Origin of the sequence: Campylobacter sp. BCW_6460 (assembly GCF_001762705.1) — a bacterium.
GTDB lineage: Bacteria > Campylobacterota > Campylobacteria > Campylobacterales > Campylobacteraceae > Campylobacter_D > Campylobacter_D jejuni.
The window spans coordinates 205,675-230,837 of the sequence record NZ_MJXI01000002.1 but is presented as its reverse complement, the minus strand read 5'-3'; the positions used below and the strand labels follow the sequence as shown (position 1 = coordinate 230,837).

At 27.8% G+C, this 25,163-nt stretch carries 23 protein-coding genes; 18 read left to right on the top strand and 5 right to left on the bottom strand.

Translation table 11 applies throughout. The features are described from left to right. Positions 1 to 134: 134 nt before the first annotated feature. Positions 135 to 695, top strand: a complete 561-nt coding sequence (gene gmhA / locus AJ881_RS01860; RefSeq protein ID WP_070282273.1) for a D-sedoheptulose 7-phosphate isomerase — start codon at positions 135 to 137, stop codon at positions 693 to 695. Beyond that, positions 695 to 1,459: a glycosyltransferase family 25 protein gene (locus tag AJ881_RS01855; protein ID WP_070282275.1), complete on the top strand. Its 765-nt coding sequence runs from the start codon at positions 695 to 697 to the stop codon at positions 1,457 to 1,459. Before gmhA ends, AJ881_RS01855 begins: the two co-directional genes overlap by 1 nt. Here the strand turns inward: AJ881_RS01855 and waaF are convergent. Further along, positions 1,445 to 2,395 carry a lipopolysaccharide heptosyltransferase II gene (gene waaF, locus AJ881_RS01850; protein WP_070282277.1) on the bottom strand — a complete coding sequence of 317 codons (951 nt, stop codon included), beginning with the start codon at positions 2,393 to 2,395 and terminating at the stop codon, positions 1,445 to 1,447. The two genes, AJ881_RS01855 and waaF, sit on opposite strands and share 15 nt — an antisense overlap. 58 nt (positions 2,396 to 2,453) lie before the next feature. Here waaF and AJ881_RS01845 point away from each other — a divergent pair, with 58 nt between their 5' ends. Then, positions 2,454 to 3,263, top strand: coding sequence for a glycosyltransferase family 2 protein (locus tag AJ881_RS01845; RefSeq protein ID WP_070282278.1), 810 nt, complete (start codon positions 2,454 to 2,456; stop codon positions 3,261 to 3,263). A 57-nt stretch (positions 3,264 to 3,320) separates the two neighbouring features. After that, positions 3,321 to 4,202 (top strand): glycosyltransferase, encoded by an 882-nt coding sequence (locus tag AJ881_RS01840; protein WP_070285333.1) that lies wholly within the window; start codon positions 3,321 to 3,323, stop codon positions 4,200 to 4,202. Here the strand turns inward: AJ881_RS01840 and AJ881_RS01835 are convergent. Continuing rightward, a complete protein-coding gene (locus tag AJ881_RS01835) occupies positions 4,192 to 5,214 on the bottom strand; it encodes a hypothetical protein (RefSeq protein ID WP_070282280.1) in 1,023 nt (340 codons plus the stop codon). The two genes, AJ881_RS01840 and AJ881_RS01835, sit on opposite strands and share 11 nt — an antisense overlap. A 106-nt stretch (positions 5,215 to 5,320) precedes the next feature. Here AJ881_RS01835 and AJ881_RS01830 point away from each other — a divergent pair, with 106 nt between their 5' ends. Genes AJ881_RS01830 through AJ881_RS01820 form a run of 3 tightly spaced genes read left to right on the top strand, consistent with a single transcriptional unit; the run spans position 5,321 to position 9,351 of the window. Beyond that, the gene (locus tag AJ881_RS01830) at positions 5,321 to 7,264 is read left to right on the top strand and encodes a hypothetical protein (protein WP_070282282.1); all 1,944 of its coding nucleotides are present in this window, start codon (positions 5,321 to 5,323) and stop codon (positions 7,262 to 7,264) included. Next, positions 7,257 to 8,471 (top strand): glycosyltransferase family 2 protein, encoded by a 1,215-nt coding sequence (locus AJ881_RS01825; protein ID WP_070282284.1) that lies wholly within the window; start codon positions 7,257 to 7,259, stop codon positions 8,469 to 8,471. The genes AJ881_RS01830 and AJ881_RS01825 overlap by 8 nt, the downstream gene beginning before the upstream one ends. Further along, complete coding sequence (locus tag AJ881_RS01820; protein WP_070282286.1) at positions 8,464 to 9,351, top strand: glycosyltransferase family 2 protein; 888 nt, start codon at positions 8,464 to 8,466, stop codon at positions 9,349 to 9,351. The genes AJ881_RS01825 and AJ881_RS01820 overlap by 8 nt, the downstream gene beginning before the upstream one ends. On the opposite strand, the gene AJ881_RS01815 is transcribed toward AJ881_RS01820, so the two are convergent. From AJ881_RS01815 to waaC, 3 genes are read right to left on the bottom strand one after another with little or no spacing between them, the layout of a single operon-like run. Beyond that, positions 9,320 to 10,870 carry a glycosyltransferase family 2 protein gene (locus tag AJ881_RS01815; RefSeq protein WP_070282288.1) on the bottom strand — a complete coding sequence of 517 codons (1,551 nt, stop codon included), beginning with the start codon at positions 10,868 to 10,870 and terminating at the stop codon, positions 9,320 to 9,322. The genes AJ881_RS01820 and AJ881_RS01815 overlap by 32 nt on opposite strands. Further along, positions 10,867 to 11,754, bottom strand: coding sequence for a lipid A biosynthesis lauroyl acyltransferase HtrB (gene htrB, locus AJ881_RS01810; protein ID WP_070282292.1), 888 nt, complete (start codon positions 11,752 to 11,754; stop codon positions 10,867 to 10,869). The genes AJ881_RS01815 and htrB overlap by 4 nt, the downstream gene beginning before the upstream one ends. Then, complete coding sequence (gene waaC, locus AJ881_RS01805) at positions 11,744 to 12,772, bottom strand: lipopolysaccharide heptosyltransferase I (RefSeq protein WP_070282294.1); 1,029 nt, start codon at positions 12,770 to 12,772, stop codon at positions 11,744 to 11,746. The genes htrB and waaC overlap by 11 nt, the downstream gene beginning before the upstream one ends. Positions 12,773 to 12,837: 65 nt before the next feature. On the opposite strand from waaC, the gene AJ881_RS01800 reads away from it, so the two are divergent. From AJ881_RS01800 to pglE, 11 genes are all read left to right on the top strand, one after another. Then, positions 12,838 to 13,632: a 3'-5' exonuclease gene (locus AJ881_RS01800; RefSeq protein ID WP_070282296.1), complete on the top strand. Its 795-nt coding sequence runs from the start codon at positions 12,838 to 12,840 to the stop codon at positions 13,630 to 13,632. A 57-nt stretch (positions 13,633 to 13,689) separates the two neighbouring features. Further along, positions 13,690 to 14,676, top strand: a complete 987-nt coding sequence (gene galE, locus AJ881_RS01795) for a UDP-glucose 4-epimerase GalE (RefSeq protein WP_070282298.1) — start codon at positions 13,690 to 13,692, stop codon at positions 14,674 to 14,676. Beyond that, a complete protein-coding gene (gene pglK / locus AJ881_RS01790) occupies positions 14,670 to 16,364 on the top strand; it encodes an ABC-type lipopolysaccharide transporter PglK (protein WP_070282300.1) in 1,695 nt (564 codons plus the stop codon). Before galE ends, pglK begins: the two co-directional genes overlap by 7 nt. Further along, positions 16,361 to 17,440 (top strand): GalNAc-alpha-(1->4)-GalNAc-alpha-(1->3)-diNAcBac-PP-undecaprenol alpha-1,4-N-acetyl-D-galactosaminyltransferase, encoded by a 1,080-nt coding sequence (pglH, locus tag AJ881_RS01785; RefSeq protein WP_083259440.1) that lies wholly within the window; start codon positions 16,361 to 16,363, stop codon positions 17,438 to 17,440. Before pglK ends, pglH begins: the two co-directional genes overlap by 4 nt. Then, positions 17,433 to 18,362, top strand: coding sequence for a GalNAc(5)-diNAcBac-PP-undecaprenol beta-1,3-glucosyltransferase (gene pglI / locus AJ881_RS01780; protein ID WP_002852770.1), 930 nt, complete (start codon positions 17,433 to 17,435; stop codon positions 18,360 to 18,362). Before pglH ends, pglI begins: the two co-directional genes overlap by 8 nt. Continuing rightward, a complete protein-coding gene (gene pglJ, locus AJ881_RS01775; protein ID WP_070278149.1) occupies positions 18,350 to 19,447 on the top strand; it encodes an N-acetylgalactosamine-N,N'-diacetylbacillosaminyl-diphospho-undecaprenol 4-alpha-N-acetylgalactosaminyltransferase in 1,098 nt (365 codons plus the stop codon). Before pglI ends, pglJ begins: the two co-directional genes overlap by 13 nt. Before the next feature lie 3 nt (positions 19,448 to 19,450). After that, positions 19,451 to 21,592: an undecaprenyl-diphosphooligosaccharide--protein glycotransferase gene (pglB, locus tag AJ881_RS01770; protein ID WP_070282304.1), complete on the top strand. Its 2,142-nt coding sequence runs from the start codon at positions 19,451 to 19,453 to the stop codon at positions 21,590 to 21,592. Positions 21,593 to 21,601: 9 nt separating this feature from the next. Beyond that, complete coding sequence (gene pglA, locus AJ881_RS01765) at positions 21,602 to 22,732, top strand: N,N'-diacetylbacillosaminyl-diphospho-undecaprenol alpha-1,3-N-acetylgalactosaminyltransferase (protein WP_070282306.1); 1,131 nt, start codon at positions 21,602 to 21,604, stop codon at positions 22,730 to 22,732. Continuing rightward, complete coding sequence (gene pglC / locus AJ881_RS01760; RefSeq protein ID WP_002861839.1) at positions 22,725 to 23,327, top strand: undecaprenyl phosphate N,N'-diacetylbacillosamine 1-phosphate transferase; 603 nt, start codon at positions 22,725 to 22,727, stop codon at positions 23,325 to 23,327. Before pglA ends, pglC begins: the two co-directional genes overlap by 8 nt. Beyond that, positions 23,314 to 23,904, top strand: coding sequence for a UDP-N-acetylbacillosamine N-acetyltransferase (gene pglD, locus AJ881_RS01755; protein WP_070282527.1), 591 nt, complete (start codon positions 23,314 to 23,316; stop codon positions 23,902 to 23,904). The genes pglC and pglD overlap by 14 nt, the downstream gene beginning before the upstream one ends. Before the next feature lie 97 nt (positions 23,905 to 24,001). Next, positions 24,002 to 25,162: a UDP-N-acetylbacillosamine transaminase gene (gene pglE, locus AJ881_RS01750; RefSeq protein ID WP_070282308.1), complete on the top strand. Its 1,161-nt coding sequence runs from the start codon at positions 24,002 to 24,004 to the stop codon at positions 25,160 to 25,162. Position 25,163: the final 1 nt, after the last annotated feature.

Genomic DNA, 25,163 nt, shown 5'->3' with positions numbered 1-25,163 from the left:
GATATTTTGGTTAAAGGAGCTGATTATAAAGATAAGCTTGTTGTGGGTGCGGATATCGTTTCAAGAGTTGAATTAATCGACTTTGAAGAAGGATTTAGTACGAGCAAGATCATAGAAAAGATTAAGGATAAAAAATGATAAATTTAGTGGAAAAAGAATGGCAAGAACATCAAAAAATCGCTCAAGAAAGTGAAATTTTAAAAGGACAAATCGCTAAAGTAGGAGAGCTTTTGTGCGAGTGTCTTAAAAAAGGTGGCAAGATTTTGATTTGCGGAAATGGTGGGAGTGCAGCTGATGCCCAGCATTTTGCAGCTGAACTTAGTGGGCGTTATAAAAAAGAACGCAAAGCTTTAGCAGGCATAGCACTTACAACCGATACTTCAGCACTTAGTGCTATAGGAAATGACTATGGTTTTGAGTTTGTTTTTTCAAGACAAGTGGAAGCTTTAGGAAATGAAAATGATATTTTAATCGGTATTTCAACGAGCGGAAAAAGCCCTAATGTTTTAGAAGCTTTTAAAAAAGCAAAAGAACTTAATATGCTTTGTTTAGGGCTTAGCGGAAAAGGTGGTGGAACGATGAATAAGCTTTGCGATCATAATCTTGTTATACCAAGCGATGATACGGCTAGAATTCAAGAAATGCATATTTTGATCATACACACACTTTGTCAGATCATAGATGAGAGTTTTTAATGAAAGTTTTTATCATCAATTTAGAGCGTTCTTTGGATAGAAAAGAGCATATGCAAAAACAAATTCAAAAGCTTTTTGAAAAAAATCCTAGTTTAAAAAATAAATTAGAATTTATTTTCTTTAAAGCTATCGATGCTAAAAATAAAGAACATTTGGAATTTAAAGATCATTTTCCTTGGTGGGCTTCTTGGGTATTAGGTAGAGAGCTTTCTGATGGAGAAAAAGCTTGTTTTGCTAGTCATTATAAACTTTGGCAAGAATGTGTGAAGCTTGATGAGCCTATAATCATCCTAGAAGATGATGTGGAATTTAGTGATGAATTTTTAAATCATGGGGCAGAATATATAGATGAGCTATTAAAGAGCAAATATGAATATATAAGACTTTGTTATTTATTTGATAAAAGATTGTATTTTTTGAGTGAGGGTGGATATTATTTAAGTTTTGAAAAACTTGCTGGAACTCAAGGTTATGTACTGCAAGTAAGTGCTGCAAAGAAATTTCTTAAATATGCTAAAAATTGGATCTATGCTGTAGATGATTATATGGATATGTTTTATAAACATAATGTGTTAAATATAGTTAAAAAACCTTTATTATTAAAACATGATTGCAGAATAGAAAGTATAATTTCTCAAAATGGACGTTGGTTTATAAGAAATAAATTTTACAGAAAAATTATTAGAGAAATTTTTAGACTTTATAGAAATATTTTAAAACTATCTTGTGCTTTTTACATTAAGAAAAAATTAGATATTAATTAAATTTTGAATTGCTTTTAAAATCACTTCAGGCTTTAAATCTTTCATGCATTTGTGGTGTTTTAAAGGACAGGTTTTTTGCATACAAGGCATACAAGCTAGATCTAAATGCACTAATTTTGCGTTTTCATTTTGCCAAGGTGAAGTTTGTGTAAATTTTGTGGGGCCAAAAATAGCTACGGTTTTTACCTTATAAACCGCACTTAGGTGCATAGGACCACTATCATTTGTGATAAAAAGATCGCAAAAAGCGATATTTTGACAAAGGGTTTTGATGGTGGTTTTATTGCAAAGATTTTTTACTTTTATGTTTTGTTCTTTTAAAATTTGATAAATTTCATTACAAAGTTCTTGTTCGGCTTTTCCTGCACCAAAGATTAAAATTTCATGACTTTGGCTGAAATTTAAAGCTACTTTAGCGAAATAACTTGCATCCCATCTTTTTGCACTTCCAAAGCTTGCACCAGGGTTGAGTCCTAGAATTTTTTTACCATTTTTTAAGATAAGAGGGTTTTGAAATTTTAGCTTAAAGGGAAGCTTTAAGTCTTTAAAATGAGCTTTTATGCCAAGTGAATTTTCTATAAAATAAAGGTATTTTAAAACTTGATGTTCTTCTTTGTGCTTGTTTTTGTCAAAAAAATATCTTTGTTTTGTTTTAAGAATATGCAAGATAATCTTAGAAGAAAACGCAGATCTAAAAGCAAAACTAAAATCGATTTTACCAAGTTCTTTGCGTAAAGATAGGGCTTGTTTATAGCGGGATTGTTTATTTTCTATGATGATTTTAGAATTAGGAAATTCTTTAAAAAGTGCTGTGGAAACCAAAGAGCCATAAAGGATAAATTGGGCATTTTTAAAATGCTCTTTTATAACGTATAAAGCAGGTGAAGCCATCACCGCATCGCCTAGCCAAGTGGGAAGGTGTAAAAAAATTTTCATAAATTTCCTAAACTTTGATAGAATTGTTTTTATTATTTTAACAAAATTTAGGAAAAATATGTCACAACTTTCTATCATAATCCCGCTTTTTAATTCTTGCGATTTTATTTCAAGGGCTTTACAAAGTTGTATAAATCAGACTTTAAAAGATATTGAAATTTTGATTATTGATGATAAAAGTAAAGATAATAGTTTAAATATGGTTTTAGAATTTGCTAAAAAAGATCCAAGGATAAAAATCTTTCAAAATGAAGAAAATTTAGGCACTTTTGCAAGTAGAAATTTGGGAGTTTTGCATTCTAGTTCTGATTTTATAATGTTTTTAGATAGTGATGATTTTTTAACACTCGATGCTTGTGAAACAGCGTTTAAAGAGATGAAAAAAGGTTTTGATTTGCTTTGTTTTGATGCCTTTGTACATAGGGTAAAAACCAAACAATTTTATCGTTTTAAACAAGATGAAGTTTTTAATCAAAAGGAATTTTTAGATTTTTTAAGTAAACAAAGGCATTTTTGCTGGTCGGTTTGGGCGAAGTGTTTTAGAAAAGATATGATCTTAAAAATTTTTGAAAAAGTTAAAATCGATGAGCGTTTGAGTTACGGTGAAGATGTGCTTTTTTGTTATGTTTATTTTATGTTTTGTGAGAAAATATCTGTTTTTAAAACTTGCATTTATCATTATGAATTTAATCCAAATGGAAGATATGAAAACAAAAATAAAGAAATTTTAAATCAAAATTATCAAGATAAAAAGAAAAGCAATGAGCTAATAAAAAAGCTTTCTTTAGACTTTGAAAATGACACCTTTCATCAAAAATTACTTGAGGTTTTAAAGAAAGAAGAGTTGGATTTAAAAAATAGAATTTAAGATTAAATTTTATATAATTAAATTTTCGTATTTTTTAACACTAGAAGGCTAGTAGTAATGACTGAAATTTCAAGTTTTTGGTATACCCCTAAAGGCTATAAGGGCATAGGTTTGATGGAAATTCTTACGATTAAATCTTGGCTTGATAATGGATATAAATTCCATCTGTATACTTATAATTTAGAGGATAAAATCTTTTTAAAATTCCAAGAGTTGTTTAATAATTTTATACTTAAAGATGCAAATGAGATTGTGCCTTTTAGTGAGTATTTTAGCGATGATAAAGGAGCTGGAGTAGCTGCTTTTTCGGATTTTTTTAGATTTAATCTACTTTATCTCAGGGGGGGGGTATGGGTAGATTTAGATATGGTGTGTTTAAGCCCTTATGATTATTATGAAAAAGAATATATTTTTTCCAAGGAAATTGATGATGATCCTAACAAAGCTAGAATTACAACTTCATTACTTAAATTTCCAAAACAAAGTGAATTTGGAAGATTACTTATAGAAGAAGCAAAAAAGATTATAAATAATAAAAAAACTATTTCTTGGGGAGTCATAGGACCTTGGTTTTTGGCTAAATGGGTTAAAGAATATGATTTAGAAAGATATGCCTTAGATTATAAGGATACTTGTCAAATTCCATGGAAAAATGCTAGAGATTTTATAGATAAGAAAAAAACTTTTGATGAAAATAGACCTTGTTTGCATTTGTTTTCTGAAATGTGGAGGGTTAATGAAATGAATAAAAATCACTTTTATAAAGAAGGAATTTATGCACTTTTGTTAGAAAAATATCAAATTTCTGAGTTAATTTTAGAAATTTCTTATCAAATTACACCGAAGGATATATATTATCATGAAATTAATTTTGTAAAAAAAATAGTTAAAAATATCAAATTTTATCTAAGACATCCAAAAAAGATTTTTAAAAATTAAAGCCATTATATATGGAAAGTATTTTTTGTTTATCTAGCATTTCTAAATCTATTTGCAAATCAATGAGTGTTGGGGATTGGTTTATAAAATCTTCTAATTTTATCCAATCATCTTTTTTTTGCAAATTTCTATGTTTTTTTACAAAAGGAAAGTGATAGTTGGTTAATTCTGTATGATATATTGTATGTTTATGAAGTTTTAATACTTCATAAGAAGATAGATTTGTGTATTTGTGTTTTTCTTTTTGTGAAATTTCTTTCCAATTAAAACTATCTCCTAAAATAAGAATTTCATCCCATTTTAGTTGCGTGTTTTTTATAAGCCAGTGATCAATTACATCTATGTAATAGTTAGGCACTATATAAACTTCATTTTCATAAATGGCTATATTTAATCTTGCTATGCTAACTACATCATTTTCTTTTTTAGGTATATAAAAACTTTTATAAAGTTTTTTAGCATCATAAATATGATCAACATCAATCTTTATAAGCCATTCATTCTGAGGTATAAAAGAAGCTACCCAATTATAATAAGTATAAAGCTTATTTGCTTCACTTTGGGGATTTTCTATCTGAACTTCATGAGGATATTTTTTAGCTATGAAAGAAGGGTATTGCTTGCAAAATTCTAAGATTATTTCTTCACTTCCATCATCGCAATCATTGTAACCTATAACACCTCTTTGTATGGCAGGTAATATACTTTCAAGAGAAGCTCTTAAAGTAATGGCTTCATTTTTTACTCTTATAAAAGCCCAAGGGTTTAAGGGAGAGTTTTTATCTTTTGATCTAGGATCAAAATCAAAATATCCTTTATGCTTATTTCTTTCGATGGTTTTATTTATTTTATAAAAATATTTGTTCTCATATATTTTTAATTCCTTTAAAATGTTTGTAGGTAATTTAGAATCAATTTTGTGCAAGGCGGACTTATTGTTTAATTTATATCTTTGTTGTTTTTTTATATATTTTATTGGTATTAAATTAATAAATATTTTTTTTAGTTCCATATTCTTAATCCAAGCAAATGAAAAATAGTATAATTTTGATTTTATCATTTTTTTATATAATTTACTTTAAAAAAACAAAATAATTATCATTATTGTGGAGTGATTTATGATTTATAAAAGATGCAATTTTAAATTAGCTTTTAAAAGAAAAAATGACATGTTGACCTTCGATGGCATTTCTTATAATATAAAACTTCCTGCTATAAATCATATAATCTTATCTATAAGGACTAATAATCTTAATGATTTTCGATTTTATTATATGGATTATCTGACAAATAAAAAATTATCAGAATTAGAGGAAGAGCATATTTGTTATAGAAATAAAAAACATATTATTTTGTATTTGAATCAAAGACTTGTTGTTAAATTATTAAAAATTACCACCAAATCAAAATTTACTATTAAAATATACATACAAAAGCATACAAGATATTTTTTAGCAGCTTTAAATGGTGGATTTGGCGATAGAATAATAACAATGATGAATGCTATATATTTAGCGAAATATACAAAATCTGGGTTTGGTTTTTATTGGGATAAATTAAATGACGATTTTTTGAATATAGAAAGTGAAGAATATATGTTTTCATCCAATTTTATTGATAGATATTCTTTTACATCTCAGCCTGATGTTTTATACAATTGTAATATGTCTTCTTTAGATCAAATAAATAAGTTTTCAGAATTAATAAGACAACCATTTGATTATTATTGTGGTTTTTATGTTAATCACTATCATTTTATTAATAATAAAATATTTTATAACGAATGTGATAAATTGTTTAAAAAAATACAATTTTCAGATAATATAAATAAGATAATAAATAATTCTAAATATATTTTTAATAGTAATTTTACAAATAGGACTATAGCGATTCATCTTAGAAGGGGTGATATGATTTATAGTGAGTATAGATTTTTTCATTATCAATACTTAGATAAATCAATGCCAAATGAAATATTGTTAGAATTAGTAAACAAAAACAAAGATAAAAATATATTATTATTTGGAGAAGATGAAAAAGATATAAATAATATTATAGATTATTTTAAAAATGAAAATATAAATATTAAATCATGTAAAAATTTCATACCAGAATATATAAGTAATCAAACAGAATTAGCTATATTTGAAATTATATTCATGTCTCAATGTATGGAAATTTATTCTTATTCTGGTTTTGCAAGATTAGCTAGCATGATAAAAAATAAAAAAGAACCAAATTTATGGCTTAAATATTTTTCTTATGAAGACATATGTCATATTATTGAGAAAAATTTAAATAAAATTAAATCTGATAATTTGCAATTAGCTTATTCTTTATTTTGTTTATTTAAGCTATCTTATGAGTTGAATAAAGATAATAAATATTTGATTGATATTTTAAACAAGGCAATATTTTATGATAATAACAATGTTTTATTAAAATTATTTTTAATAAAATTGTTAGTTTTAGAAAAAAAATATTATAAAGCAGATAATTTGGCAAAAGAATGCTATAAAGATAATTTTTTTATAGAATGTATTAAAGCATGGAAAAATGATTTAATTATACATCCTATAGATTTTAATATTTATTCATTTCATTATTTATTTAGAATGTATGCTTTGATATATAATTATATGAATGATTTAAGCAAAGCATCGTATTTTTATATTAATTTTATACAAGATAAAAAAAATGATTTAAACAATGAATTTGAGAATTTTAATTTAGATAAATTTAAAACATATTATTATTTATATAGTAATGATATACAAAATAATATTTATTATAAAATAGGTATATTATTAATATATAATACAAGTAATACATTTAATTTTTTTAAAACTATAATTAGTATATTTCGTATCTTGCTATTAAAAAAATGTTTTAATAAATTAAATAAAATTAATATTCCTAACGATTGCAAGGAATATTATGTTATTGAAATTGGAAAAATGTTTTTTAATTTATTTAAAAAAAATAATTTTAAATATATAAAAAATAATATATATGTTTTAAAGAAAATGAAGAAAAAATGCAAGGCTATCTATAATGAATAATCCCTTGATAAGTATTATTGTTCCAATTTATAATGTAGAAAAATATTTAGATGAATGTTTAAAAAGTATTATAAATCAAACTTATAAAGATCTAGATATTATTTTAGTAGATGATGGTAGTACTGATAATAGCTTAAATATAGCTAAAGAATATGCCAAAAAAGATGAAAGAATTTTTATTGTAGTAAAAGAAAATGGTGGCTTAAGTTCAGCTAGAAATGCTGGTTTAGAGTTTATAAAAGGCACTAAATTAAGAGATTTTTTTGAAAATGAAGAAAATATTATTAGTTATGAAAAATCAAATACTTTTAAAAATAGCACAAAAGAGCTTATAAAAGAAGATACAAATAAAAACTTCACAAAACTTAGTAAAAATATAATCCAAACGAAATTAAAAAACATTAATGATTTTATCATTCAAGATTTACCTGATAATATTATTCATTTTTTAGATTCTGATGATTATTTAGAGCTTGATTGCATTGAAAAATGCGTAAATGAGATGAGTAAAAATGATATAGATATTTGCACACATAATATTAAAGAATTTCTTGAAGAAGAGCAAGTTTTTAGACAAAAAGCAGAGTGCGATATTTATTTAAATTGTAAATACACTAAAAATATCAGTGGGATTGATTTTTTTAAAAAAAATAATATTTGTGAGTTTTATTTTGCTTGGCAAGGAGCTTTTAGAGCAAAGTTGTTAAATATTTATAAGCTTCGTTTTACTTATGGGATTTATCACGAAGATCATGATTTTGGAACTATATTATTTTTAAGTGCTAAAAAAATAACTTGTGTTAAAGAAGAATTATTAATTTATAGAATTCGAGTTAATTCTATAATAAAAAGTGAAAAAGAAAAGATAATACCACAAAACATACCTTTTTATTTAGAGCCTTTAAGACATTATTTTGATGATTATTCTAAGCTTAGAGCTTATTTTAAGGCTTATTGTATGTGTGTAATTGGGGTTAATATTTTGCTTTTTTGTAAAGAAAGTAGCATTTTAGATAAAAAACTCCAAAATAAAATATTTTTACACTATATTCATTATTATCTTGAGCAATACTATCCCTTAAATTATCTCAATATAAAGGATTTATTTACTTTATTGGGTATCAATTTAAAACTTTTTAGATTTAAATTTATGTCAAGATTATATTTTCGCCACCCAAAACAAATTTTGAGGAAAAAAAATGCCTAAAATTTCAATAATTATGCCAACTTTTAATGTAGAAAAGTATATAGCAAGAGCAATAGAAAGCTGTGTTAATCAAAGTTTTAAAGATATAGAAATAATTATAGTGGATGATTGTGGGAGTGATAAAAGTATAAATATAGCTAAAGAATATGCTAAAAAAGATGAAAGAATAAAAATAATTCACAATGAAAAAAACTTAGGTAGTTTTGCAGCAAGAAATAACGGTGTTAATCATTCAAATGGTGAGTATTTGATATTTTTAGATCCTGATGATTATTTAGAGCTTGATGCTTGCGAAAAATTAATACTCTTAATACATACTTATAAAATATGTCAATTTTCTTTTACCCAGATTAGTAATGGCGTTAAATTAAAATCAGTATTTAAGGATACACTTAAAAATTTAGAAGAATTTAAAGGAATTTATTGGAATATCTGTACTCTGTTTGTAAAAAAGGATTTTTATTTGGATTCACTAAAAGAGCTTTTTGCAATAGATAAAAAACTCCTTGTAGCTGAAGATATGCTTGCGTTTTTTTTCTTGATAAATAATTTAAATGATGATGAATATTTGCAAGTTGATTTGTATTTGTATAATTATGTAGATAATTCTTTTTCGATTACTAAGCGACGAAAAAATAAAGAGAAAATTCAGGATTGTTTAGATGATTATTTTTATATTTTAAAATATATAAAAGAAAATAAAATTCTTAAAGAAAATTTAAAGTCATATGCCTTGATCTATTTACAAATTGATATTTTAAAATTTTTATTTAAAAATAAAGAAATAAATTATTTTAAATATAAATTATTAAAAAAAATTTATAAATGTAAAATGCTATTTTTAAAACTTAATTTTTCCAAGAAATCTTTTTATTTTTGATGGTATCTAAATAAATTTGATGATTGTTTTCGAGCATTTTTTTGCTATTTTCTTTGTGATAAATATGATAAGCAATAGCTTTAAATTTTAAGCGTCTAAAAATGCCTTTATTAAATAAAAATCTAGCCACAAATTCACTATCTTCTCTACCCCAACCAATAAAATTTTCATTAAAACCATCAAGTTCGTCAAAATCAGTCTTAAAAAAACTCATATTGCAACCTCTAATACCTTTAATAAGAGTGTTTTTTTTAAAGATTTTTTCATCTTTTTTTGAAAGATTGTAAAGTATTTTAGCTAAAAAAGAATTTTTAGAACTTTTAAAATCTTTTTTATTAAAAGCTATGCGATAATCATCTTTGTTTAAAATTTCTTCGCTTTCTTTTTCATTTAAAATTACTCTTGAGGCTTGTAAAAAAAGTCTTCTTTGTGCAAATTCTAAATGTTCTTTTATGAAATCTTTTTCCAAAATCATATCACCATCAATAACTATTATATATTCACTATCAGCGTTTTTTATAGTTTTGTTGCGACTTTTACTAAGTCTAAATCCTTCATCTTCTTGCCAAATGTGTTTTAAAGAGCAAGGAAAATCTTTTTGATATTCTTCAATAAGCCTTGCTGTATCTTCTTTGCTACCATCATCTGCGATTAAAACTTCATTGGGTAAAAAGGTTAGATTTTTAACACTATCAAGCACTAATTTAAGGCGTTCTTTTTGATTATAGGTTGTTATTATTAAAGCACAAGTTTTTGGCTTTTGCTTTTGAAGTTCATATAATTTCATATATTTAAAAAAAGTCCCTAAGGCATTGCAAACGCTGATCGTAAAGCCTTCATAACCATACAAAAAGCCATTTTTTAAAAAATAATTTCTAAAAAAAGTCCAAAAAGCTCTTAAATTTGCTTTTAAAACACCACTTTTTTTGTGTATATTTTGTTTTGCCCAAAGGTTTGAGTAGTACTGCATTTTATTGATTAAGTGAGAAATATCTCTAAAAGCATAATGCCTTAATCCATTTTTAAGATGAATTTTTTTAACATTACTTGGTAAAACAAGGCTTTCATGCACTAAATTATCATTAAAATGAGTAAAATTTTTATTAAAAATCCTTAAAACATAATCAGGCCACCAACCACATGCCTTTATCCATTCGCCTTTATAGAGATTTTTACGACTAAGTGCGATGATATTATCTTCTTGAAGTTCTAAATTTTTAAGCTCTTTAATGCACTCATTTTCAAGCACTTCATCAGCATCAATGCTTAAAATCCAATCATTTTTTGCATAACTTAAAGCAAGGTTTTTTAAAGCTCCAAAGCCTATAAAAGCACTGTAATAAATGTGCAAATTAGCAAAATTTTTTTTAAATTCATTAGCTATTTTTAGGGTATTATCGCTACTTTCATTGTTAAGTAAAATAATTTCATCAAAATCTTTTAAAGAATTTAAACACTCAAGCAAGGTTTGCTCTGCATTTTTTACGATGATAATAACGCTTATTTGCTTTAGATTCATTTTGCATCCTTGTAAATTTCCTTATTATAACTTGCAAAGCGTCTATGGAAAAAAAAGTATTCCCAAGGTCTTTTTTTAATCATTTCTTCGCAACTTTGTGCTTGATAAAGTGTCAGTTCTTCTAAGCTTGCATTTTGAGAATCTTTTGCTTTAAAAAACTCTATGCAAAATTTACCATCTTCTTTATAGGCATAAACAGGGATGATCAAAGCATTGCTTCTTTGTGCGATAAGGCTTGCTCCCATTTGATAATTCACTTCTTTGTTAAAAAATTTTAATCTTACACTTTCTTTTTCTGCGCAGTCTTGATCGGTTAAAATTCCTAAAGTTCGCCCCTTTTTTAGGGCACTTAGCATTTGTCTTATACCGCCTTTTTTGTCGATAAGCTCTATGTCAAATTGAGTACGACTTTGGCTTAAAATTTCATACATAACTTCGCTTTTTAACTTTTTTCCTACTATGGAAATCGCACCATATTTAGCTGCATAAGCAAGGCTTAAAATTTCCCAGTTTCCATAGTGTGCAGTTGTGAAGATAATAGGACGCTTTAAAGCTAGAGCGTCTATAAGTAAATTTTCATTGATAAAATTTACCTTATTGAGAATTTTTTCTTTGGTGGTGTTTTGATTTTGCAAACAATCAATTCCAAATTGAGCAAAATTTTCATAAATTTTCAAAGATAGTTTATAGCGTTCTTTTTGAGTGTATTGAGGGAAGCAGATTTGCAAATTTGTATCGATGATCTTGCGATGTTTTTTATTAAGATAAAAAGTGATTCTTGCTACAATCAAAGCTAAAAAATGCAAGATGCACTCAGGCATAAAAGTAACAAAAAATTTCAAAATATAATAAAGACTAAGATATATTCTATCGCTATTTTTCATTAAGTAAGCCTTTGGCAAGTTTGAAGATATCTTCTTCTTCTATGCGCGTGATACAAAAATCACTTTTATCGATATGCTTGGCATTTTGGATTTTTTTACCTGCGTCAATGATTTTATTGATATGAGTTTGAAAAGCATTGCGGTAGCTTGGTGTTGCTCCAAAAATCGTAATAGATGCTTTGTTTAAAGCAAAAGCTAAATGTGTTGGACCGCTATCATTTCCTATGGTTAAATTCATCATTTTTGTAAAAGCCATTAGCTCTTCAAGACTGAATTTTGGCGCTAATTCTATATGTGTTTCATCAATACCACTAAGATTTAAAACCTCTTTAGCAAATTCATATTCTTTTACATTTCCCCAAGCGAGCCAAATTTTTGCTTGTTGAAATTCATTGATTAAAAGTTTGCAAAGTATAGCAAGTTTGGTTTTAGGATAGATTTTATTTTCTACGCTTGAACCTACATGTATGAGTATGTTTTTTTCGTTTTTATCGAGTTTGAGTTTATTATTTAAGAGTTGTTTTAAATTTTCATCTACGCTAAAAATATCTTGTTTAAAGGCTAAATTTTTGACATTAAAATCAGTATTTAACATAAAGGAGGTAAGACTTAAGTATCTTACAAATACATTTTCATTGTAATCTAACTCAAGTTTTTGGTTATAGAAATTATGAGCAAAACTTTCTTTAAGGCTATTTTTATCAAAACCAAAATTATTTCTACTTAAAATTCGACTTACAATAGCAGATTTTATAAGCCCTTGTAGATCTATTACTGCATTATAGTTGTTTTTTCTTGCTTTAAGAAGAATTTTTAGGCTTTTTAAAATTTTTTTGTCTTTTAAGGGTAGAGCATAGAGTTTGTCTATTAAAGGATGGTTTTTAAGTATGCCTTCAAATTTTTCATCTACAAACCAATGAATTTCTATATCTTTTTTAAAATTTTTGATAAATTGCAAAACCACGGCACTTTGGATAATATCGCCAAGTGCTGACAAACGAACAATTGCTATTTTCATTAAAAGCCTAATATTTTAAAATTTTTGCTATGATTTTAGCGAAATTATTTAAAAAAAGGTTAAAAATGGCAAAAAATGAAGGTTATATTTGTGTTTTTGATTGTGAGAGTGTGCCAGATGTTGAGCTTATCCGCAAAACTTTAGGTTTTGAAGGAAGTGATTTAGAAGTAAGTTTGAAAGCACTTCAGTGGCAAAAAGAACAAAGTGGGAGTGAGTTTTTGCCTTTGCCTTATCATAAAATCATCAGTATTTGCGCGGTTTTAAGTGATAATTTTGGAAAATTTATCAAAGTAAATAAAATTGATGGGCAAAATGAAAAAGAAATGATTGAGAATTTTTTCAATTTTATAGAAAATTATGAGCCAAAATTAGTCAGCTTTAATGGTAAAAATTTCGATATGCCTGTTCTTGTTTTAAGGGCTTTAAAATACAATTTAAAAGCAGCAACTTATTTGGATACTCAAAGCGATAAATGGAATAATTATAAAACAAGATTTTCAGAATTAAAACATTGTGATTTATTAGAATCCTTAGGATCTAATGGGCGTGGAATAAAGCTTGATACACTTTGCTCTATGGTGGGTTTGCCAGGAAAATATGATGTGCATGGCGATGAGGTAATGAAGCTTTTTTATGAAAATGAACTTGAAAAAATTCACAAATATTGTGAAAGTGATGTTTTAAACACCTATATGCTTTTTTTAAAATATGAATTTATTAAAGGTAATGTTAGTGAAGAAGATTATGTTGATTTTCTTTCTTATATGAGAGATTTTTTGCGTGCGAAAAAATCAGATCGTTCTTATACAGAAGTTTTCGCAAAAGCTTGCGAGAGTGAAATTTCAAAAGTTCAATCTTAAGTATTTAAGAAAATATATTAAAATTTATTTTTGACATTTTTAAAAAAAGGAATGATGATGAAAATTCTTATTAGCGGTGGCGCAGGTTATATAGGTTCTCATACTTTAAGGCAATTTTTAAAAACAGATCATGAAATTTGTGTTTTAGATAATCTTTCTAAGGGCTCTAAAATTGCAATAGAAGATTTGCAAAAAATAAGAGCTTTTCAATTTTTCGAACAAGATTTAAGTGATTTTCAAGGCGTAAAAGCATTGTTTGAGAGAGAAAAATTTGACGCTATTGTGCATTTTGCAGCGAGCATTGAAGTTTTTGAAAGTATGCAAAACCCTTTAAAATATTATATGAACAACACTGTTAATACAACAAATCTCATCGAAACTTGTTTGCAAACTGGAGTGAATAAATTTATATTTTCTTCAACGGCAGCCACTTATGGCGAACCACAAACTCCTGTTGTGAGTGAAACAAGCTCTTTAGCACCTATTAATCCTTATGGTCGCAGTAAGCTTATGAGCGAAGAGGTTTTGCGTGATGCAAGTATGGCAAATCCTGAATTTAAGCATTGTATTTTAAGATATTTTAATGTTGCAGGTGCTTGTATGGATTATACTTTAGGACAACGCTATCCAAAAGCGACTTTGCTTATAAAAGTTGCAGCTGAATGTGCCGCAGGAAAACGTGAAAAACTTTTCATATTTGGCGATGATTATGATACAAAAGATGGTACTTGCATAAGAGATTTTATCCATGTAGATGATATTTCAAGCGCGCATTTAGCAGCTTTGGATTATTTAAAAGAGAATGAAAGTAATGTTTTTAATGTAGGTTATGGACATGGTTTTAGTGTAAAAGAAGTGATTGAAGCGATGAAAAAAGTTAGCGGAGCGGATTTTAAAGTAGAACTTGCCCCACGCCGTGCGGGCGATCCTAGTGTGTTGATTTCTGATGCAAGTAAAATCAGAAATCTTACTTCTTGGCAGCCTAAATATGATGATTTAGAGCTTATTTGTAAATCTGCTTTTGATTGGGAAAAACAGTGTTAAAAAAACTTTTTTTTATTTTAAGCAAGGAAGATAAAAATTTTTTATTTTTCTTGCTTGTTTTTTCAGTATTTGTTTCTTTTATGGAAACTTTTGCAATTTCTTTGGTAATGCCTTTTATCACTTTGGCTAGTGATTTTTCTTATTTTGATCGTAATAAATATTTAATCAGCCTAAAAGAATATCTTAATATCCCTGTTTTTGAAATCATTGTTTATTTTGGAGTGGGGCTTATTGTTTTTTATGTGTTTAGAGCTTTGTTAAATGCGTATTATTTTCATCTTTTGGCGAGATTTTCTAAAGGGCGTTATCACGCGATTGCTTATAAGGTTTTTTCTAAATTTTTAAATATTAATTATGAAAAATTTACTCAAAAAAATCAATCTGAAATTTTAAAGTCCATTACAGGGGAAGTTTATAATCTAAGCACTATGATTTCATCATTTTTACTTTTGATGAGTGAAATTTTTGTAGTGCTTTTACTTTATGCTTTAATGCTTTTGATTAATTATAAAATCACTTTATTTTTAAGTATTTTTATGGTGTTAAATGCCTTTATTTTAGTGAAAATTTTAAGCCCTATCATTAAAAAAGCAGGAGTAAGACGCGAAGAAGCGATGAAAAATTTCTTTGAAATTTTAAATACAAATTTAAATAATTTCAAATTTATCAAGCTTAAAACCAAAGAAGATGGAGTATTAAGCTTGTTTAAAGCACAAAGTGAAGCTTTTTCTAAAGCGAATATTACCAATGAAAGCGTAGCTGCAGTGCCTAGAATTTATCTTGAAGGAATAGGTTTTTGTGTACTTGTTTTTATCGTGGTATTTTTGGTTTTGAAAAATGAAAGTGATATTTCAGGTATTTTATCCACGATTTCTATTTTTGTTTTAGCACTTTATCGCTTAATGCCAAGCGCAAATCGTATTATCACAAGTTATCATGATTTGCTTTATTATCATTCTTCTTTGGATATTATTTACCAAAATTTAAGACAAGAAGAAGAAAATTTGGGCGAGGAAAAATTAAGCTTTAATCAAGAGCTTAAAATTTGCAATCTTAGCTTTGGTTATGAGGGAAAAAAACATTTATTTAAAAATCTTAACTTAAACATTAAAAAAGGCGAAAAAATCGCTTTTATAGGGGAGAGTGGTTGCGGAAAAAGTACCTTAGTAGATCTTATCATAGGACTTTTAAAACCAAAAGAAGGGCAAATTTTAATTGATAAGCAAGAGTTAAATGCAAGTAATGCAAAAAATTATCGCCAAAAAATAGGCTATATCCCACAAAATATCTATCTTTTTAATGACAGCATAGCTAAAAATATTACTTTTGGAGATGCGGTTGATGAAGAAAAACTTAACAGGGTTATTAAACAAGCAAATTTAGAGCATTTTATAAAAAATTTACCTCAAGGAGTGCAAACAAAAGTAGGTGATGGGGGGAGTAATTTAAGCGGGGGACAAAAACAACGCATAGCTATAGCAAGAGCTTTATATCTAGAGCCTGAAATTTTAGTGCTTGATGAAGCAACTTCTGCGCTTGATACTCAAAGTGAAGCAAAAATCATGGATGAAATTTATAAAATTTCTAAAGATAAAACCATGATTATTATCGCACATCGCCTTTCTACGATAACACAATGTGATAAGGTTTATCGTTTAGAACACGGTAAGCTTAAAGAGGAGAAATGATGAAAATAAGCTTTATTATCGCAACTTTAAATTCAGGAGGTGCTGAGCGTGTTTTAGTAACCTTAGCTAATGTGCTTTGCAAAGAGCATGAGGTAAGTATTATTAAATTTCATGCAGGAGAATCTTTTTATAAGCTTGAAAATGAAGTTAAAATTACAAGTTTAGAACAATTTAGATTTGACACGCTTTATCATAAAATCGCAAGTCGTTTTAAGAAATTTTTTGCTTTAAGAAAGGCTTTAAAAGAAAGCAAGGCTGATGTTTTTATTTCTTTTTTGGATACGACTAATATTGCTTGTATTATTGCGAAAATAGGGCTTAAAACTCCACTCATTATAAGTGAGCATAGCAGTGAGGCGTATTTAAAACCTAAAATTTGGCGTTTTTTAAGAAGGGTAAGCTATCCTTTTTGTGATGCTTTAAGTGTGCTTGGAAGCAGTGATAAGGTGTATTATGAAAGATTTGTAAAAAGGGTTAAACTTTTATTAAACCCTTGTCATTTTAGCGATGAAATTCCTTTTGATTCTAGTTTTAAAAAGGAAAATTTGGTTCTTTTTATAGGGCGTTTAGATTACAACAAAAACCCTGCAATGTTTTTAAAAGCTATAGCGCATTTGGATAAAAATTTGCAAGAAAATTATAAATTTGTTATAGCAGGAGATGGAGAGTTAAGGCAAGAACTTGAATACAAGGTAAAATCTTTAGGAATAAAAGTTGATTTTTTAGGACGCGTTGAAAATGTCAAGGCTCTTTATGAAAAAGCAAAAGCGCTTTGCCTTTGTTCTTTTGTAGAGGGTTTGCCAACGGTTTTAATTGAAAGTTTGTATTTTGAGGTTTGTAGAATTTCAAGTTCTTATTATAATGGTGCTAAGGATTTGATCAAAGATAATCATGATGGACTTTTGGTAGGTTGTGATGATGAAATAGCACTTGCTAAAAAACTCGAACTTGTTTTAAATGATGAAAATTTTAGAAAAGAACTTGTAAATAATGCCAAACAAAGGTGTAAAGATTTTGAAATTTCTCATATCAAAGAAGAATGGCTTAAGCTTATAGTCGAGGTTAAAAATGCCTAAACTTTCTGTTATAGTACCAACTTTTAATCGTCAAGTTTTGTTAGAAAAGGCTATTAAAAGCATACAAAATCAAGATTTTAAAGATTTAGAAATTATTGTAAGCGATGATAATTCTAGCGATGATACTAAAAGTGTGGTGCAAAATTTACAAAAAGATGATGATCGTATTAAGTATTTTTTAAATCAAAATTACAAACAAGGCCCAAATGGCAATAAAAACAATGGCTTAGATCAAGCAAGTGGCGAGTTTGTAACTTTTTTAGATGATGATGATGAGCTTTTATCTGGGGCTTTAAGTACCTTGATGCAAAAAGCAAATGAGGGTTATGCTCATGTTTTTGGAAATTGTTTGATAGAAAAAGAAGGAAATTTAAGCAAGGAATTTAGCGGCAAGGGTTTGGAAAAAGATAGCGAAATTTCTAAAAAAGATTTTTTAATGGCTAAATTTAGCGGAGAGTTTTTTTCTGTTTTTAAAAAATCTCTACTTGAAAACAAGCGTTTTAATGAAGAATTTTATGGCAATGAAGCCACGCTTTGGGTAAATTTATACAAGGAAAAAAGTTTTTATATTCATAAGGCTTTTAGGATTTATAGGATTTTTAGGCAAGATAGCGTGACTTTAGGGGCGAGTAAAAATGCTTATAGGGTGTATTTGGGATATTTAGAGCTTGCTAAAATTTTAGAAAATGAACTTAGAATGAGTAAGGATAAAGATTATAAAAAAACTTGTGCGAGTTATTATAAAATGGCAGCTTATTATGCAAAACTTGCAAAAAATTATAAAGCTCTTTATAAATGTTTGTTTAAAAGCCTGAGTATAAAAATCAACGCTCCTGCTTTGATATTACTCATTTTAAGTATAATTCCAAATAATATGATTGAAAAATTATCGAAAATTCGGGTGGCTTTATGCAAAAATTAGGAATTTTTATTTATTCTTTAGGAAGTGGTGGTGCTGAAAGAGTTGTGGCGACTTTATTGCCTATTTTAAGTTTGAAATTTGAAGTGCATTTGATCTTGATGAATGATAAAATTTCTTATGAAATTCCAGAGTGTCAAATTCATTTTTTAGAATATTCAAAACCTAGTGAAAATCCTATTTTGAAATTTTTAAAATTACCTTTTTTGGCTTTAAAATACAAAAAACTTTGCAGAAATTTAGGCATTGATACAGAATTTGTTTTTTTAAATCGACCTAATTATATAGCTTTAATGGCAAGAATGTTTGGAAATAAAACTCGCCTTGTGATCAATGAATGCACTACGCCAAGTGTGATGTATGCGAAAAATAATTTTAATTCTTTGGCAAATAAATTTTTAATTTCTTTGCTTTACCCAAAAGCTGATTTAATCTTGCCTAATTCTAAGGGAAATTTAGAAGATTTAGTGCAAAATTTTAGTATAAATCCAAAAAAATGTGAAATTTTGTACAATGCCATCGATTTAGAAAACATAGAGCAAAAAGCCCTTGAAGACATAGCTTTAAAAGATAAATTTATTTTAAGTGTAGGCAGACTTGATAAAGGTAAAAATCATGCTTTATTAATTCGTGCTTATGCGAGATTGAAAACAGATTTAAAGCTTGTGATTTTAGGTGAAGGTGTGCTTAAAGATGAGCTTTTAGCTTTGATTAAAGAGTTAAATTTAGAAGAAAAGGTTTTGCTTTTAGGATTTGATAATAATCCTTATAAATACATGGCTAAATGCGAATTTTTTGCTTTTGCTTCTGTATTTGAAGGCTTTTCAAATGTTTTAATTGAAAGCTTAGCTTGTTCTTGTGCGGTGGTTTGCACTGATCATAAAAGTGGCGCAAGAGAGCTTTTTGGCGATGATGAATTTGGACTTTTAGTAGAAGTAGATAATGAAAACTCCATGTTTCAGGGTTTAAAAACTATGCTTGAAGACGATAAATTAAGAAAAGCGTATAAAAATAAGGCTAAAACTAGGGCTAAGGCCTTTGATAAAGTAAAAATTGCACGCGATGCTTTGAGATATTTATTAGGATAAAAGATGTTGAAAAAAGAGTATTTAAAAAACCCTTATTTAGTTTTGTTTGCAATGATTATATTAGCTTATGTTTTTAGTGTATTTTGCAGGTTTTATTGGGTTTGGTGGGCAAGTGAGTTTAATGAGTATTTTTTCAATAATCAATTAATGATCATTTCAAACGATGGCTATGCCTTTGCTGAAGGCGCAAGAGATATGATAGCAGGTTTTCATCAGCCTAATGATTTGAGTTATTATGGATCTTCTTTATCTACGCTTACTTATTGGCTTTATAAAGTCACACCTTTTTCTTTTGAAAGTATCATTTTATATATGAGTACTTTTTTATCTTCTTTGGTGGTGATTCCTATTATTTTACTAGCTAATGAATACAAACGTCCTTTAATGGGCTTTGTAGCTGCTCTTTTAGCAAGTATAGCAAACAGTTATTATAATCGCACTATGAGTGGGTATTATGATACGGATATGCTGGTAATTGTTTTACCTATGTTTATTTTATTTTTTATGGTAAGAATGATTTTAAAAAAAGACTTTTTTTCATTGATTGCTTTGCCGTTATTTATAGGAATTTATCTTTGGTGGTATCCTTCAAGTTATACTTTAAATGTAGCTTTAATTGGACTTTTTTTAATTTATACACTTATTTTTCATAGAAAAGAAAAGATTTTTTATATAGCTGTGATTTTGTCTTCTCTTACTCTTTCAAATATAGCATGGTTTTATCAAAGTGCCATTATAGTAATACTTTTTGCTTTATTCGCCTTAGAGCAAAAACGCTTAAATTTTATGATTATAGGAATTTTAGGTAGTGCAACTTTGATATTTTTGATTTTAAGCGGTGGGGTTGATCCTATACTTTATCAGCTTAAATTTTATATTTTTAGAAGTGATGAAAGTGCGAATTTAACACAGGGCTTTATGTATTTTAATGTCAATCAAACCATACAAGAAGTTGAAAATGTAGATCTTAGCGAATTTATGCGAAGAATTAGTGGTAGTGAAATTGTTTTTTTGTTTTCTTTGTTTGGTTTTGTATGGCTTTTGAGAAAACATAAAAGTATGATTATGGCTTTACCTATATTGGTGCTTGGGTTTTTAGCCTTAAAAGGGGGGCTTAGATTTACCATTTATTCTGTACCTGTAATGGCTTTAGGATTTGGTTTTTTATTGAGCGAGTTTAAGGCTATATTGGTTAAAAAATATAGCCAATTAACTTCAAATATTTGTATTGTTTTTGCAACTATTTTGACTTTAGCTCCAGTATTTATTCATATTTACAACTATAAAGCACCAACAGTTTTTTCTCAAAATGAAGCATCATTATTAAATCAATTAAAAAATATAGCCAATAGAGAAGATTATGTGGTAACTTGGTGGGATTATGGTTATCCTGTGCGTTATTATAGCGATGTGAAAACTTTAGTAGATGGTGGAAAGCATTTAGGTAAGGATAATTTTTTCCCTTCTTTTGTTTTAAGCAAAGATGAACAAGCTGCAGTTAATATGGCAAGACTTAGTGTAGAATATACAGAAAAAAGCTTTTATGCTCCGCAAAATGATATTTTAAAAACAGACATTTTACAAGCCATGATGAAAGATTATAATCAAAGCAATGTGGATTTGTTTCTAGCTTCATTATCAAAACCTGATTTTAAAATCGATACGCCAAAAACTCGTGATATTTATCTTTATATGCCTGCTAGAATGTCTTTGATTTTTTCTACGGTGGCTAGTTTTTCTTTTATTAATTTAGATACAGGAGTTTTGGATAAACCTTTTACCTTTAGCACAGCTTATCCACTTGATGTTAAAAATGGAGAAATTTATCTTAGCAATGGAGTGGTTTTAAGCGATGATTTTAGAAGTTTTAAAATAGGTGATAATGTGGTTTCTGTAAATAGTATCGTAGAGATTAATTCTATTAAACAAGGTGAATACAAAATCACTCCAATTGATGATAAGGCTCAGTTTTATATTTTTTATTTAAAGGATAGTGCTATTCCTTATGCACAATTTATTTTAATGGATAAAACCATGTTTAATAGTGCTTATGTGCAAATGTTTTTTTTGGGAAATTATGATAAGAATTTATTTGACTTGGTGATTAATTCTAGAGATGCTAAGGTTTTTAAACTTAAAATTTAAGGGTTGAAAATGAGAATAGGATTTTTATCACATGCAGGAGCGAGTATTTATCATTTTAGAATGCCTATTATAAAAGCGTTAAAAGATAGAAAAGACGAAGTTTTTGTTATAGTGCCGCAAGATGAATACACGCAAAAACTTAGAGATCTTGGCTTAAAAGTAATTGTTTATGAGTTTTCAAGAGCTAGTTTAAATCCTTTTGTGGTTTTAAAGAATTTTTTTTATCTTGCTAAGGTTTTGAAAAATTTAAATCTTGATTTTATTCAAAGTGCAGCACATAAAAGCAATACCTTTGGAATTTTAGCAGCAAAATGGGCAAAAATTCCTTATCGTTTTGCTTTGGTAGAAGGCTTGGGATCTTTTTATATAGATCAAGGTTTTAAGGCAAATTTAGTGCGTTTTGTTATTAATAATCTTTATAAATTAAGTTTTAAATTTGCACACCAGTTTATTTTTGTCAATGAAAGTAATGCTGAGTTTATGCGGAATTTAGGACTTAAAGAAAATAAAATTTGCGTGATAAAATCTGTAGGGATCAATTTAAAAAAATTTTTTCCTATTTATGTAGAATCGGAAAAAAAAGAGCTTTTTTGGAAAAATTTAAACATAGATAAAAAACCCATTGTGCTTATGATAGCAAGAGCTTTATGGCATAAGGGTGTAAAAGAATTTTATGAAAGTGCTACTATGCTAAAAGACAAAGCAAATTTTGTTTTAGTTGGTGGAAGAGATGAAAATCCTTCTTGTGCAAGTTTGGAGTTTTTAAACTCTGGCGTGGTGCATTATTTGGGTGCTAGAAGTGATATAGTCGAGCTTTTGCAAAATTGTGATATTTTTGTTTTACCAAGCTATAAAGAAGGCTTTCCTGTAAGTGTTTTGGAGGCAAAAGCTTGCGGTAAGGCTATAGTGGTAAGTGATTGTGAAGGTTGTGTGGAGGCTATTTCTAATGCTTATGATGGACTTTGGGCAAAAACAAAAAATGCTAAAGATTTAAGCGAAAAAATTTCACTTTTATTAGAAGATGAAAAATTAAGATTAAATTTAGCTAAAAATGCCGCCCAAGATGCTTTACAATACGATGAAAATAATATCGCACAGCGTTATTTAAAACTTTATGATAGGGTAATTAAGAATGTATGAAAAAGTTTTTAAAAGAATTTTTGATTTTATTTTAGCTTTAGTGCTTTTGGTGCTTTTTTCTCCGGTGATTTTAATCACTGCTTTACTTTTAAAAATCACTCAAGGAAGTGTGATTTTTACCCAAAATCGCCCAGGGTTAGATGAAAAAATTTTTAAAATTTATAAATTTAAAACCATGAGCGATGAAAGAGATGAAAAGGGTGAGTTATTAAGCGATGAATTGCGTTTGAAAGCTTTTGGAAAAATCGTTAGAAGCTTAAGTTTGGATGAGCTTTTACAACTTTTTAATGTTTTAAAAGGGGATATGAGTTTTGTTGGACCTAGACCTCTTTTGGTTGAGTATTTACCTCTTTACAATGAAGAGCAAAAATTACGTCATAAAGTGCGTCCAGGTATAACAGGGTGGGCGCAGGTAAATGGTAGAAATGCTATTTCTTGGCAGAAAAAATTCGAACTTGATGTGTATTATGTGAAAAATATTTCTTTTTTGCTTGATTTAAAAATCATGTTTTTAACAGCTTTAAAGGTTTTAAAACGAAGCGGGGTAAGCAAAGAAGGCCATGTTACAACAGAGAAATTTAATGGCAAGAACTGAAAAAATTTATATTTATGGTGCTAGTGGTCATGGGCTTGTTTGTGAAGATGTGGCTAAAAATATGGGCTATAAAGAATGTATTTTTTTAGATGATTTTAAAGGAATGAAATTTGAAAGCACCTTGCCTAAATATGATTTTTTTATAGCCATAGGAAACAATGAAATTCGAAAAAAGATTTATCAAAAAATTTCAGAAAATGGCTTTAAAATTGTCAATCTTATCCATAAAAGTGCACTTATAAGTCCTAGCGCAATCGTGGAAGAAAGTGCAGGAATTTTAATCATGCCTTATGTAGTAGTTAATGCTAAAGCCAAAATAGAAAAAGGCGTGATTTTAAATACTTCAAGTGTGATTGAACATGAATGCGTGATAGGGGAATTTTCTCATGTGAGTGTAGGGGCTAAATGTGCGGGCAATGTAAAAATCGGTAAAAATTGTTTTTTAGGGATTAATTCTTGTGTTTTGCCTAATTTAAGCTTAGCAGATGATAGTATTTTAGGTGGTGGAGCAACTTTGGTTAAAAGTCAAGATAAAAAAGGTGTTTTTGTGGGAGTGCCTGCAAAAAGAAAAATATGAAATGATTATAAAAAGATTTTTGTTTGATTCTTTGTAAATTTTTTTAGGTAAAATAGAGTCAATTTATAAAAATTTTGTTTTATACAAAGGATAAATCATGAGATTTTTTCTTTCTCCTCCGCATATGGGTGGTAATGAATTAAAATACATAGAAGAAGTTTTCAAAAGCAATTATATAGCACCTTTGGGTGAATTTGTAAATCGCTTTGAGCAAAGTGTAAAAGATTATAGCAAAAGTGAAAATGTCTTAGCTTTAAATTCAGCCACAGCGGCTTTGCATTTAGCTTTAAGGGTGGCAGGGGTAAAACAAGATGATATCGTTTTAGCTTCTTCTTTTACTTTTATCGCTTCAGTAGCACCTATTTGTTATCTTAAAGCAAAGCCTGTATTTATAGATTGTGATGAAACTTATAATATTGATGTAGATTTGTTAAAACTCGCCATTAAAGAATGTGAAAAAAAACCAAAAGCATTGATTTTAACTCATCTTTATGGCAATGCTGCAAAAATGGATGAGATTGTTAAAATTTGCAAAGAAAATGAAATTGTTTTAATCGAAGATGCTGCCGAAGCTTTAGGAAGTTTTTATAAGAATAAAGCTTTAGGAACTTTTGGAGAATTTGGAGCTTATTCTTATAATGGCAATAAAATCATCACCACTTCAGGTGGAGGTATGCTTATAGGAAAAAATAAAGAAAAGATTGAAAAAGCAAGATTTTATAGCACTCAAGCAAGGGAAAATTGTTTGCATTATGAACATTTAGATTATGGTTATAATTACCGTTTAAGCAATGTTTTAGGAGCTATTGGTGTAGCACAAATGGAGGTTTTAGAACAAAGAGTGCTTAAAAAAAGAGAAATTTATGAGTGGTATAAAGAATTTTTAGGAGAGCATTTTAGCTTTTTAGATGAATTAGAAAATTCAAGAAGCAATCGCTGGTTAAGTACAGCTTTGATTGATTTTGATAAAAATGAACTTAATGCTTGTCAAAAAGATATAAATATCAGTCAAAAAAATATCGCTTTGCATCCAAAAATTTCAAAACTCATAGAAGATTTGAAAAATGAACAAATAGAAACAAGACCATTATGGAAAGCTATGCACACTCAAGAAGTATTTAAAGGAGCTAAGGCTTATCTTAATGGCAATAGTGAGTTATTTTTCCAAAAAGGAATTTGTTTGCCAAGTGGCACGGCGATGAGTAAAGATGATGTTTATGAAATTTCAAAACTGTTCTTAAAGAGCATAAAGGTTTAAA